Source organism: Stenotrophomonas sp. AGC87, assembly GCF_057333975.1.
Map to the genome: position 1 here is coordinate 6,730 of NZ_JBHFHW010000044.1, position 11,864 is coordinate 18,593.

The following is an 11,864-nucleotide window of genomic DNA, read 5'->3' on the forward strand; positions in this document are numbered from 1 at the left end:
CGGGCGACGCCCGCGCCGGCCAAGCCGGCGGCGCCGGCGTCGACGGTGCCGATCAAGCCCTGACCAAGCCGCCAGTACATGCCATGACGGAGCTGTTTGATCAGATCGGGGTGTTGACCGGCAACCCCGCGCTGTCCGAAGAAGCGGGGGCAGCGCAATTGAGCGATGTGGCTGCGCTCCATGGCATCGATGGCGATCGCGTCTACTGGTGGGCCGGGCTGTCCCGCACGCCCCGCAGGGTGCCGTATGACGATGGAAGCGCAGGATTGGCGCTGCTCGCTGAAGTGCTGGGCAACCTGCAACTGGATGAGGTAGTGCTGGTCGCGACCGACGAGGCGCCGCCGCCTTGGCCGATATGGATGCTGAGGCGGGACGAGCTCATCGCGCTGCTGGAAGCACTGCCCTTCTTCGAGTACTTCGTTGCCGCGCCCGATGGGCGCACGCTGGTGTTCGATACGCATCACAACGAATTGCTGATTGCGTCGCTGGATGCCTCAGGTGATGTCCGCCGCGCGGAATGACGCGATCAAAACGCCCCCGGTATCAGAAGCCATGCCGCTTGCGCAGCCGCCGCGCGATGGCCGCACGCACATACACGCCGTAGCCCAGGCCGAACACGAAGCCGGCGATATGCGCCCACCAGGCCACCATGCCGAAGGTCGGGCCGATGTAGGCGAACACCACCTGCAGCGCCGCCCAGACCCCGATCAGCAGATAGGCGGGGGCGCGGACGAATTCCAGGAACAGGCCCAGCGGGATCACCACGCCCAGCCGCGCGCCCGGGAACAGCGCCAGGTAGGCGCCGATCAGCGCCGACACCGCGCCGCTGGCACCGATGATGATCTGGTCCGGGCTGCCCATCGTGTAGATGGCGGTCAGGTTGGAGATCGCCCCGCCCACCAGGAACAGCAGCATCAACCGCCACGGCCCCAGCACGCGTTCGGCCGGCAGCCCGAAGATCAGCAGGAACACCAGGTTGCCCAGCAGGTGCGACCAGTCCGCATGCAGGAACAGTGCGGTGAACAGCCGCAGCACGCTGCCATCCTGCAGGGTCGCCCACCAGTCCAGCGGGTGGGTGAGACCGGTCGACAAGGCGCCCCAGTCCATCCACAGGCTGCGGCGGGCATCATCCGGCCGCGAAATCGACCACAGGAAGGCCACCCACAGCGCGGCGAACAGCAGGGGAGTGGCCCAGCGGTAGGCGGCTTTCTTGCGGGAAGGGGTGGACACGAACATGCGGCACTAGCCTAGCGCGGAGGCAGACCTGACGGGGATATGTCGCGTTCAGCATGAATAGCCATAACGGCCAACCGCGTTATTGTTTCATTAACCGCTCTCGGTATACTCGCATACGGCGTCGTATGTCGGGAGGGGAATCCGGCGCGTTGCCCTGACCTGAAAAGGGAGGGGAAACGCAGGCGCGCGTTGCCAAACATGATCGCTATCCGGAGAGAACCAACAATGCATACCGCTTCCACGCTTGCCCGCGTCACCGCCCTGGCTGTCGGCATTGCCGGCGTCCTGGCCGTCGGCCACGTCCACGCTGCCGCCTTCCAGCTGAAGGAAAACAGCGCCAAGGGCCTCGGCCGCGCCTTCGCCGGTTCCGGCAGCGCCGCCGGCGATGCCTCCATCATGGCCGTCAACCCGGCTGGCATGCGCCAGCTCGAGGGCATGCAGGTCCAGGGTGACCTGAGCGCCATCAGCTTCTCGGCCAAGTACAAGGGCACCGGCCGCAACGGCGCAGGTCAGCCGCAGACGGGCGGTAACGGCGGCGACGCCGGCATGATCGCCCCGGTTCCGGCTGCGTACTTCCACATGCCGATCGGCGAGCAGGCCCACTTCGGCGTCTCGCTGACCGCCCCGTTCGGCTTCAAGACCGATTACGACAATGGCTGGGTCGGCCGCTACAGCGGCATGAAGACCGACATGAAGGCCATCGACCTGGGCTTCGCCGCGTCCTATGACGTCAACCCGTACGTGTCCTTCGGTGCGTCCGTGTTCGTCGAGCACCTGACCATCGAGCTGAGCCAGGCAATCGACTTCGGCGCCAGCTTGGCCGCCCAGCGCGTTCCGGGTTTCCGCCCGGGCAACGCTGATGGCAAGTTGACCGTGGAAGGCGACAACAACGCGGTAGGCTGGACCGTCGGTGGCTTGTTCAGCCCCGATGAGAACACCCACATCGGCATCAGCTACCGCTCCAAGGTCGAGCACAAGATCACTGGCGGTGATGCCACCTTCGTCGTGCCGGGTGACGTTGCCAAGGTGCTCGCGGCCGCTGCACCTGGCCAGTTCATCAACACCAGCGGCAAGGCCACGCTGACCCTGCCGGCCTCGGCCACCCTGAGCGTCACCCACAACATCAATGACCGCTGGACGGTCATGGGTGATGTGACCCGCACCGCGTGGTCGACCGCGTTCGACACGGTCACCATCGACTTTGCCTCCAACCAGCCGAACTCGGACCTGAACTTCGGTTACCGCGACACGACCTTCGTCTCGCTGGGTACCGATTACAAGCTTAGCGACACCGTGACCCTGCGTGGCGGCGTGGCGCTGGACCAGACCCCGACCACCGACGCCCACCGCGACGTCCGCGTGCCGGATACCAGCCGCAAGTGGCTGTCGCTGGGCGTGGGCTGGACCCCGTCGGCGAACACCGAATACAACTTCGGTTACACCCACCTGTTCACCAGCGAACCGAACCTCATCGTTCCGGCGAACGCTGGCAACCAGGGCAACTCGCTCAACGGCAAGTACAAGGTCCGTGGCGACGTGCTGGCCGCTTCGTTCAACTACAAGTTCTGATCAACGCACCACTGATCGGTTGAACGCAGCAGCAGAAAACCCCGCGAAAGCGGGGTTTTTTGTTGTCCGCAGACAATGCGGGCTGGCTGAGCGCAACTGCCTCAGCGCAACTGCCGCGGCGTAGCATTCAGGCGCTTGCGCATCAGCCGGCGCAGGGCGGTGGGATCGCGGTAGCCCACGCGCTCGGCAACGGTCTCCACCGAGTAGCGGCTGTTCTCCAGCAGGGCGCGCGCCTGGTTCAACTGCACGCTGCGGATCAGGTGCAGCGGCCCTTGCCCGGTTGCCTTGCCCACCTGTCGCGACAGCGTGCGCGTGGACATGCCGGCATGCGCGGCGAGCGCGCCGACGCTGACCGTGGCTGGCAGGGTAGCTTCGATATGCGCGGTGAGCGAGGCGATCAGTGCGTTGCCCTGCGCCATCATCGCCGGGACCATGAACGGCGATTGCAGCTGCCGGCGATCCAGCAGCAGTGCCCTCGCCACCGCATCGGGAAGCGCCGGGCCAAAGCGTTGCCGGAGCAGGTACAGCATCAGATCGGTGTGGCCGAGCGCGGCACCGGCCGTGATCAGCGGCGCGTCGTCGATCACCATGCGGTCTGGATCGACCTGACACTCCGGGGCCTGTCGCTGCAATGCGCCGGCCAGCCACCAGGTGGTGGTCACGCTGCGCCCGGTCAGCAGCCCGGCGTCGTGCAGCAGGAAGACAGAGGCACAGGAGGCCGCGACACGCCCGCCCGCTGCCACGTGCGCGCGCAGCGCCCGCACCACACCCGGTATGTCGGGCTCAGCCAACCGCTGTGCGATGGCGTCAGGATCCTCCACGCCCAGCCCTGGCACGATCCAGCAGGTCTGCGCATCGGCCACACGCGGCATCGGTTGGGCACGCAGCTGCAGATGCGTGCCCAGGCGGACAGCGCCGCGCGCCGGGCTGCAGACCTGCCAGCGCGGCACCGGTAGACCCAGGCGCGGGGCGAGGGTGGCGGCCGTGGTGAGGATGTCCAAGGTGAGCGCGACGCTGGAGGCGAACGCACCCGGCAGGACGATGACAGTGAAATCGTGCATTGGCTGATTGTGCACGAAAGATGTCGGATCGGCCGATGTCGCCCGGTGCCGTGCTCGGCTCCAATGGAGGCCCCCACCACGACACGCAGATCCACATGCCCAACATCACCGTCACTCTACCTGCCGATGCCTTCGAGGCCGCCACCCGCCAGCGGCTGTTGCAGGCCCTCCACGACGCCGCGGTCCGCGCTACGGGCCTCGGCCCCGAACCTGCCCAGCAGCGGCTGTGCTGGGTGATGCTGCAGGAGATCGCGGCCGGCCACTGGTTGTGTGGCGGCCAGGATATCGGCGCACGCGGCATTCCCTGCCAGGTCGAGGTGCGGATTCCGCAGGGCGTGCTGGATGCGCAGCAACGCGCCGACTACGCGCTGCACCTGCACGACGCCATCGCCGGTTGCGTGGCACCGGGCGATCCACGCGTGCTGCTGAGTTCGATCGTGATGACCGATATCGCCGATGGCCACTGGGCCGCCAACGGCCGACTGTGGCACTTGAACGACTTCGTGCAGGCAGCCGGTTACATGCATCTGCAATCGCAGGTCGCATCGGCATGATCACGCGCGCCGCGCGGCCGAAACGATGAACACTGGAATGACATCCGGCACGACGTACAATCCCCGCCCGGACTGCGCCCTGCCGTCCCGTGATTACTGACAAGGATCTGTATATGTCGTCTCTGCTGCTGCGCTCCACGCTCGCCATGGGTCTGGCCGGTCTCTCGCTGCCTGCCATTGCCGCGCCGGAGTTCGCCGCCTGTTTCACTTTGACCCCGGGCCTGTCCTGGTCGAATGCCGATGAAACGCTGACCATCGAGAAAGTGACCTTCGCTGGCCAGAACGCCATCAAAATGCACAGTGCCGGTGGTGGCATCGGAATGGCCACGTTCCATGACATCAGCGGCCGCCAGCTGCTGGGCCAGGAGCGTTACAGCATGTCCAGCGACGGCCCCACGCGGACCGATACCTTCAAGCCTGCGCCTACGTTCCCGCAGAGCGCCAAGCCGGGCGATCGTTTCGAGCTCACTGGCGCGGGCGAGCGCACGAACCATGTCGACGAAACCGTTGAACCGATCGACTACGACGGCTTCTCCGACTACACCTTCGTCGGTTTCGAAGACATTGAAGCGGACGTCGACAACCAGCCGCGCACGTTCAAGGACACCTGCCACGTCACCGCGACCTTCGAAGACAACCGCATCGAGGCGTGGTACGCCGCCGGCTTCGGGCGCATCAAGTTCGAGCGTTACATGGGTAACGAGCTGCTGATGCAGGACCAGATCGAGTCCATCGAAACGCCGTGATCCCGGCTGATGGCCGGCAACGTCCGGCGCCGGCCGAAGCCCACAAAAAACCCCGCTTTCGCGGGGTTTTTCGTTCAACGCATGCGCGCTGGAATCAATCGCCCAGGGTCAGCAGCGAGGCATTGCCGCCGGCGGCCGTGGTGTTCACGGTGACGGTCTTCTCGGTGGCAAAGCGCAGCAGATAGTGCGGGCCGCCGGCCTTGGGGCCGGTGCCGGACAGGCCCTGGCCGCCAAACGGCTGCACGCCGACCACCGCACCGATCTGGTTGCGGTTGACGTACACATTGCCGACATTGATGCGCGAGGAAATGCGATCCACGGTTTCATCGATGCGCGAATGCACGCCCAGGGTCAGGCCGTAGCCGGTCGCGTTGATCTGGTCGATCACCGTATCAAGCTGATCGCCCTTCCAGCGGATCACGTGCAGCACCGGCCCGAAGATTTCCTTGTGCAGCTGGTCCAGGTTCTTCAGTTCGTACGCACGCGGTGCGAAGAAGGTGCCGTGCGCGGCGTCGTCACTGAGCGTGGCAGCGGCGATCAGGCGGGCTTCTTTCTCCATCCGCACGGCGTGATCCTTGAGGATCTGCAGCGCGTCGGCATCGATCACCGGGCCGACGTCCGTGGAGAGCAGGCCCGGGTCACCGACCTTCAGCTCGGCCATCGCGCCGGACAGCATGGTCATCACCTTGTCGGCGATGTCGTCCTGCACGAACAGCACGCGCGCGGCCGAGCAGCGCTGGCCAGCGGAGGTGAAGGCCGAACCGATCGCATCCTTGACCAGCTGTTCCGGCAGCGCCGAGGAGTCGGCGATGAAGGCGTTCTGACCGCCGGTTTCGGCGATCAGCACACCGATGGCGGCGTCGCGGGCAGCCATCGCACGGTTGATCGCACGGGCGGTGTCAGTCGAGCCGGTGAAGGCCACGCCGGCCACGCGCGGGTCGGCGGTCAGTGCGGCACCGACGGTCGCGCCGTCGCCTGGCAGGAACTGCAGCACGCCTTCCGGCACGCCGGCATCGAGCAGCAGCTTCACCGCGTAATAGCCGATCAGGTTGGTCTGTTCGGCCGGCTTGGCGATCACGCTGTTGCCGGCGGCCAGTGCAGCACTGACCTGGCCCAGGAAGATCGCCAGCGGGAAGTTCCACGGGCTGATGCAGACGAACACGCCGCGGCCATGCAGCTGCAGTTCGTTGGATTCACCGGTCGGACTCGGCAGCTTTTCGGCATGGCCGAACTGCTCGCGTGCCTGCTTGGCGTAGTAGCGCAGGAAGTCGACCGCTTCGCGCACTTCGGCGATGCCGTCGGGCAGGCTCTTGCCCGCTTCCTTGACGCACAGCGCCATGAACTCGGGCATGCGCGCTTCCAGCTGGTCGGCGGCGTGTTCCAGGATCGCGGCGCGGCTGGCGGCCGGGGTGCGGTTCCAGGCCGGCTGCGCGGCCACGGCATTGGCCAGTGCCTTCTCGACGGTGGCGCTGTCGGCCGGCTGCCACTGGCCCACCACCTGGCGCGTGTCGGCCGGGTTGGTCACGTTCAACAGTGCGCCGGTCGGGTTGGCACCCGGCACCAGCGGCGCGGCGTGCCACGGCTTCACGGCGGCGTTGAGCTGCTCGGCCAGGGCGCGCAGATCGTTGTCGTTGGCGAGATTGACGCCCATGGAGTTCTTCCTGTCATGGTTCTGGCTGCGCAGCAGATCGACCGGCAGCGGGATTTTCGGATGCGGGATGGACGCGAACGAGGAGACCACTTCCACCGGATCGCGGATCAGGTCGTCGATGGCCACGTTCTCGTCGGTGATGCGGTTGACGAAGCTGGAATTGGCGCCATTTTCAAGCAGGCGACGCACCAGGTACGGCAGCAGGTCTTCATGCGAACCGACCGGCGCATACACGCGGCACGGCACGTTCAGACGGTCGGCCGGCACCACTTCGGCATACAGGTCATCGCCCATGCCGTGCAGCTTCTGGTGCTCGTACTGGCCGCCCTTGGCGATCGCCTGCACCGCCGCGATGGTGTGCGCGTTGTGCGTGGCGAACATCGGGTAGATCGCATCGCTGTGCGTGAACAGACGCTTGGCGCAGGCCAGGTAGGAGACGTCGGTGTTCTGTTTGCGGGTGAACACCGGGTAGGCCGGCAGGCCGTCGATCTGCGCGCGCTTGATCTCCGCATCCCAGTACGCGCCCTTGACCAGGCGCACCTGCAGGCGACGACCGATGCGACGGGCCAGGTCGGCCAGGTAGTCGATGGTGTACGGGGTGCGCTTCTGATACGACTGCACGACCACACCGAAGCCTTCCCAACCGGCCAGCGAGGCATCGCTGACCACGGTGTCGATGATGTCCAGCGACAGTTCTAGGCGGTCGGTTTCTTCGGCATCGACGGTGCAGCCGATGCCGTAGGACTTGGCCAGCTGCGCCAGTTCCAGCACGCCCGGCACCAGCTCGGCCATGACGCGTGCGCGCTTGGCGTGCTCGTAGCGCGGGTACAGCGCGGAGAGCTTGATCGAGATGCCCGGTGCCGAATTGACGTCGCCATCGGGACGGCCGCCGCGGGCCTTGTGGTCACCGCCGATCGAGTGGATCGCGCGACGGTAGTCTTCCAGGTAACGCTTGGCGTCCTTCATCGTCAGCGCGCCTTCGCCGAGCATGTCGAACGAATAGCGGTAGCTGGCGTTGTCGCCCTTGTGCGAGCGCGACAGTGCTTCGTCGATGGTGCGGCCCATGACGAACTGGTGGCCCATGATCTTCATCGCCTGGCGCACGGCCAGGCGGATCACCGGCTCACCCACGCGGCCGATCAGGCGCTTGAACGCGCCCGGCACATCGGCGCGGGTGGCATCGTTGATCTGGACCAGGCGGCCGGTCAGCATCAGGCCCCAGGTGGAGGCGTTGACCAGCACCGAGTCGCTGCCGCCCATGTGCTTCTTCCAGTCGGCATCGCCGAGCTTGTCGCGGATCAGCTTGTCGGCGGTCTCCTGGTCCGGAATGCGCAGCAGGGCTTCGGCCACGCACATCAGCAGCACGCCTTCTTCGCTGCCAAGATCGTACTGGCGCATGAAGGCTTCGATCGCGCCCTGGTCCTGGGCACGTACGCGCACGCGCTTGACCAGGTCGGCAGCGGTGGCCTGCACCTTGGCCTGCTCGGCGGCTGGCAGGCGTGCCTGCTCGAGCAGCTCGCGCACATGGGTGGCCTCGTCCTTCAACCAGGCATCGGTGATCGCCTGGCGGAACGCGTTGGGAACGGCCGGCAGCTCGGGGGACAGCAGCGGCGGGCGGGCGGCGCCGGACGATGCCGGGGCAGGGGGAAGGACAGAGGATGCAGTCATGCCGGTCGGCTCGTGGAGAACTTGACAATTTTAATCGTTTTTTTGGCGAGTCAAGGGGTTTTCGTGGTCGCGCCCATGCGGCGCATAGCCTTTCATACAGGGGCATTCGGCGGATTCGACCCGCCTGCCATTTATTGTGCTGTTTTCGTCAAAACGGCCGCCGCAGGCAATGCTGTATTGCAACATTCCTGAAACTGTGAATGGACCCTTGCTACTCGCTGGAGAGCGGGGCTACCATCGAGACGTTTCCCGCGGCAGGAAAAAACGCGGTTGCGACATGATCGAGGTGCTCATCGCTCCGGACGGATCAGGGACGCAACTGCGGCTGCGCCCCCCACGGGCGCTCGATGCCCGGCAGTTCGTCCTGTTGTTTGCGGTGTTGGCGGGGGTGATGTGGCTGGCGGCCGGCCTGGGCTGGTTCACCGGCAACGTATTTGCCCCCGTGTTTGCTCTGCTGTACAGCGTGTTGCTGGCAGTGGCGCTGCGCACGGTGTGGCGCAGTGGAGAACGGCAGGAAGAGATCCGGGTAGTGCCGGCGTGTGTGGAAGTGATTCCCGCACCCGGGCATTCGCCGGTGTTCAGCGCCCACCCGCACTGGGTGAGGCTGATCGCCGACGAGCGCAGAGTCCGGCTGGCATCCAGCGGTCGGCAGGTGGACGTGGGGAGTTTCCTCGCACCGGCCGAACGCCAGGTACTGGCTCAGAAACTAGAAGGCTTGCTCGCGGCCAATGACGGCCGCAACCGACGACGCTAAGGGTCTAGGCAATGAAGCAATGCAGAAAGTGGGGCAGGACGTTCGGGAAGTCAGTGTTGAGCGGGGTCGCGCTGCTGGCGCCGGCCATGGCGTGGGCCCAGGCGGCCGACCCCAAACCGTGGCAATTGAACATGGGCAAGGGGGTGACCCAGAGCTCGCGGTTGGCGTGGGAGTCCAACCTGTTCTCGCTGTGGGTCTGTACCGTGATCGGCGTGCTGGTGTTCGGCGCGCTGTTCTACGCGATCTTCAAATTCCGCAAATCCAAGGGCGCGGTCGCCGCCACCTTCAGCCACAACACCAAGGCCGAGGTCATCTGGACGGTGATCCCGGTGATCATCCTGGTGGTGATGGCCTGGCCGGCCACGGCCAATCTGATCAAGTTCTACGACACCCGCGATTCGGAAATGACCGTCAAGGTCACCGGGTATCAGTGGATGTGGAAGTACGAATACCTCGGCGAGAACGTCAGCTTCACCAGCCGCCTGGACCGTGAGTCCGACCGTGTCCGCCAGAGTGGCGTGGTGCCGACCCGCGACAGCCATCCGCATTACCTGCTGGATGTCGACAACCGCCTGGTGCTGCCGGTCGATACCAAGGTGCGCTTCGTGATCACCTCCGACGACGTCATCCACGCCTGGTGGGTGCCGGCGCTGGGCTGGAAGCAGGATGCGATTCCCGGCTTCATCAACGAGGCCTGGACCAACATCGAACAGGTCGGCGTGTACCGCGGCCAGTGCGCCGAGCTGTGCGGCAAGGATCACGGCTTCATGCCGATCGTGGTCGAGGCGGTCTCCAAGGAGGATTACCAGAAATGGCTGGCTTCCAGGAAGCCTGCGCCGGCTCCTGCACCGGAGGCCGCTCCGGCGCCCGCGCCGGCTGCCCCGGCCGAGGTCACCCCGGCACCGGCCAGCGAGCCTGCCGTGGCAGCAACAGACAGCAACGCCTGAAATCGAGCCGCGCCCGCCAGCCGGCGGATGCGGGTACCACCGGATACAGTGAGGTGTAGTTGCGATGGCGCATTCCGCAGTTGACCACGACGGGCATCACGGGCATCAGCAGGGGTTCTTCGAGCGTTGGTTCTTCTCGACCAACCACAAGGACATCGGCACGCTCTATCTGCTTTTCAGCTTCATCATGTTCATCATCGGTGCGGCGATGAGCGTGATCATCCGCGCTGAGCTGGCGCAACCGGGCCTGCAGTTCGTCAAGCCCGAGTTCTTCAACCAGATGACCACCGTGCATGCGCTGGTGATGATCTTCGGTGGCGTGATGCCGGCCTTCGTCGGCCTGGCCAACTGGATGATCCCGCTGCAGATCGGCGCGCCGGACATGGCGTTGCCGCGCATGAACAACTGGTCGTTCTGGCTGCTGCCGGTGGCCTTCAGCCTGCTGCTGCTGACCCTGTTCCTGCCCGGCGGTGCACCGGCCGGCGGCTGGACGCTGTACCCGCCGCTGTCGCTGCAGGGGGGCTACAACGTGGCCTTCAGCGTGTTCGCCATCCACGTGGCCGGCATCAGCTCGATCATGGGCGCGATCAACATCATCGCCACCGTGCTCAACATGCGCGCGCCCGGCATCGATCTGCTGAAGATGCCGATCTTCTGCTGGGCCTGGTTGATCACCGCCTTCCTGCTGATCGCGGTGATGCCGGTGCTGGCCGGTGCGGTGACGATGCTGCTTACCGACAAGTTCTTCGGCACCAGCTTCTTCAACGCCGCCGGTGGCGGTGACCCGGTGATGTACCAGCACATCTTCTGGTTCTTCGGGCACCCGGAGGTCTACATCATGATCCTGCCGGCGTTCGGCGTGGTCAGCGAGATCATCCCCACCTTCAGCCGCAAGCCGCTGTTCGGCTACCAGGCCATGGTCTACGCGATCGCCGCGATCGCGTTCCTGTCCTTCATCGTCTGGGCCCACCACATGTTCACCGTGGGCATGCCGCTGGGCGGCGAGATCTACTTCATGTTCGCCACGATGCTCATCTCCATCCCGACCGGGGTGAAGGTGTTCAACTGGGTCAGCACCATGTGGCGCGGCTCGCTCACTTTCGAAGCGCCGATGCTGTGGGCAGTGGCCTTCGTGATCCTGTTCACCATCGGCGGCTTCTCCGGCCTGATGCTGGCGATCGTGGTGGCCGATTTCCAATACCACGACACCTACTTCGTGGTCGCGCATTTCCACTACGTACTGGTCACCGGTGCGGTGTTCGGGTTGATCGCCGCGGTGTATTATTGGTGGCCGAAATGGACCGGGCGCATGTACAGCGAAACCTGGGCCAAGGTGCATTTCTGGTGGTCGATCGTGTTCGTGAACCTGCTGTTCTTCCCGCAGCACTTCCTCGGCCTGGCCGGCATGCCGCGGCGTATTCCCGATTACAGCGTGGCCTTCGCGGACTGGAACCTGATCAGCTCGATCGGCGCGTTCGGCATGTTCGTCACGCCCTTCATGATGGCCGCGATCCTGTGGCACTCGCTGCGCCACGGCGCGAAGGCCGCCGACCGCTGCTGGGAAGGCGCACGTGGCCTGGAGTGGACGATTCCCTCGCCCGCACCGGCGCATACCTTCACCACGCCGCCGACCATCCGTCCGGGTGATCTGGCCCATGACGACATCACCCATTGAGGC

10 protein-coding genes are annotated in these 11,864 nt (G+C 65.5%); 7 read left to right on the forward strand and 3 right to left on the reverse strand.

All coding sequences use genetic code 11. The features are described from left to right. Positions 1 to 521 (forward strand): hypothetical protein (locus ACE026_RS20210; protein ID WP_486040629.1); only part of this gene is annotated, 521 nt, incomplete at its 5' end. Between the two features lie 22 nt (positions 522 to 543). On the opposite strand, the gene ACE026_RS20215 is transcribed toward ACE026_RS20210, so the two are convergent. Then, positions 544 to 1,236: a rhomboid family intramembrane serine protease gene (locus tag ACE026_RS20215; RefSeq protein ID WP_019186003.1), complete on the reverse strand. Its 693-nt coding sequence runs from the start codon at positions 1,234 to 1,236 to the stop codon at positions 544 to 546. A gap of 225 nt (positions 1,237 to 1,461) precedes the next feature. Between ACE026_RS20215 and ACE026_RS20220 the strand changes: the two genes are divergently transcribed. Continuing rightward, positions 1,462 to 2,805, forward strand: coding sequence for an outer membrane protein transport protein (locus ACE026_RS20220; RefSeq protein WP_486040630.1), 1,344 nt, complete (start codon positions 1,462 to 1,464; stop codon positions 2,803 to 2,805). 101 nt (positions 2,806 to 2,906) lie between these two features. Here the strand turns inward: ACE026_RS20220 and ACE026_RS20225 are convergent, their stop codons facing one another. Beyond that, positions 2,907 to 3,866, reverse strand: coding sequence for a GlxA family transcriptional regulator (locus ACE026_RS20225; protein WP_486040631.1), 960 nt, complete (start codon positions 3,864 to 3,866; stop codon positions 2,907 to 2,909). Between the two features lie 35 nt (positions 3,867 to 3,901). Here ACE026_RS20225 and ACE026_RS20230 point away from each other — a divergent pair, with 35 nt between their 5' ends. Further along, positions 3,902 to 4,420, forward strand: coding sequence for a tautomerase family protein (locus ACE026_RS20230; RefSeq protein ID WP_486040632.1), 519 nt, complete (start codon positions 3,902 to 3,904; stop codon positions 4,418 to 4,420). 113 nt (positions 4,421 to 4,533) lie between these two features. Then, on the forward strand, positions 4,534 to 5,166 hold the full coding sequence (locus ACE026_RS20235) for a hypothetical protein (RefSeq protein WP_486040633.1): 633 nt from the start codon (positions 4,534 to 4,536) through the stop codon (positions 5,164 to 5,166). 94 nt (positions 5,167 to 5,260) lie between these two features. On the opposite strand, the gene putA is transcribed toward ACE026_RS20235, so the two are convergent. Then, positions 5,261 to 8,485 carry a bifunctional proline dehydrogenase/L-glutamate gamma-semialdehyde dehydrogenase PutA gene (putA, locus tag ACE026_RS20240; RefSeq protein ID WP_486040635.1) on the reverse strand — a complete coding sequence of 1,075 codons (3,225 nt, stop codon included), beginning with the start codon at positions 8,483 to 8,485 and terminating at the stop codon, positions 5,261 to 5,263. 277 nt (positions 8,486 to 8,762) lie between these two features. On the opposite strand from putA, the gene ACE026_RS20245 reads away from it, so the two are divergent. The 3 genes from ACE026_RS20245 to ctaD all read left to right on the forward strand — a co-directional run bounded on the left by ACE026_RS20245 (position 8,763) and on the right by ctaD (position 11,861). After that, entirely contained in the window at positions 8,763 to 9,239 is a 477-nt protein-coding gene (locus ACE026_RS20245) for a DUF2244 domain-containing protein (protein ID WP_070426473.1), read from the forward strand. Positions 9,240 to 9,250: 11 nt separating this feature from the next. After that, positions 9,251 to 10,186, forward strand: coding sequence for a cytochrome c oxidase subunit II (gene coxB, locus ACE026_RS20250; RefSeq protein ID WP_486040637.1), 936 nt, complete (start codon positions 9,251 to 9,253; stop codon positions 10,184 to 10,186). A 64-nt stretch (positions 10,187 to 10,250) separates the two neighbouring features. Next, positions 10,251 to 11,861: a cytochrome c oxidase subunit I gene (gene ctaD, locus ACE026_RS20255; RefSeq protein WP_019185997.1), complete on the forward strand. Its 1,611-nt coding sequence runs from the start codon at positions 10,251 to 10,253 to the stop codon at positions 11,859 to 11,861. The last annotated feature ends 3 nt before the right edge of the window (positions 11,862 to 11,864 follow it).

What these genes read in the sequence shown, in the direction of transcription:
- ACE026_RS20215 (WP_019186003.1), bottom strand. Translation starts at nt 1,236, where the DNA reads ATGTTCGTGTCCACCCCTTCCCGCAAGAAAGCCGCCTACCGCTGGGCC.
- ACE026_RS20220 (WP_486040630.1), top strand. Translation starts at nt 1,462, where the DNA reads ATGCATACCGCTTCCACGCTTGCCCGCGTCACCGCCCTGGCTGTCGGC.
- ACE026_RS20225 (WP_486040631.1), bottom strand. Translation starts at nt 3,866, where the DNA reads ATGCACGATTTCACTGTCATCGTCCTGCCGGGTGCGTTCGCCTCCAGC.
- ACE026_RS20230 (WP_486040632.1), top strand. Translation starts at nt 3,902, where the DNA reads ATGTCGCCCGGTGCCGTGCTCGGCTCCAATGGAGGCCCCCACCACGAC.
- ACE026_RS20235 (WP_486040633.1), top strand. Translation starts at nt 4,534, where the DNA reads ATGTCGTCTCTGCTGCTGCGCTCCACGCTCGCCATGGGTCTGGCCGGT.
- putA (WP_486040635.1), bottom strand. Translation starts at nt 8,485, where the DNA reads ATGACTGCATCCTCTGTCCTTCCCCCTGCCCCGGCATCGTCCGGCGCC.
- ACE026_RS20245 (WP_070426473.1), top strand. Translation starts at nt 8,763, where the DNA reads ATGATCGAGGTGCTCATCGCTCCGGACGGATCAGGGACGCAACTGCGG.
- coxB (WP_486040637.1), top strand. Translation starts at nt 9,251, where the DNA reads ATGAAGCAATGCAGAAAGTGGGGCAGGACGTTCGGGAAGTCAGTGTTG.
- ctaD (WP_019185997.1), top strand. Translation starts at nt 10,251, where the DNA reads ATGGCGCATTCCGCAGTTGACCACGACGGGCATCACGGGCATCAGCAG.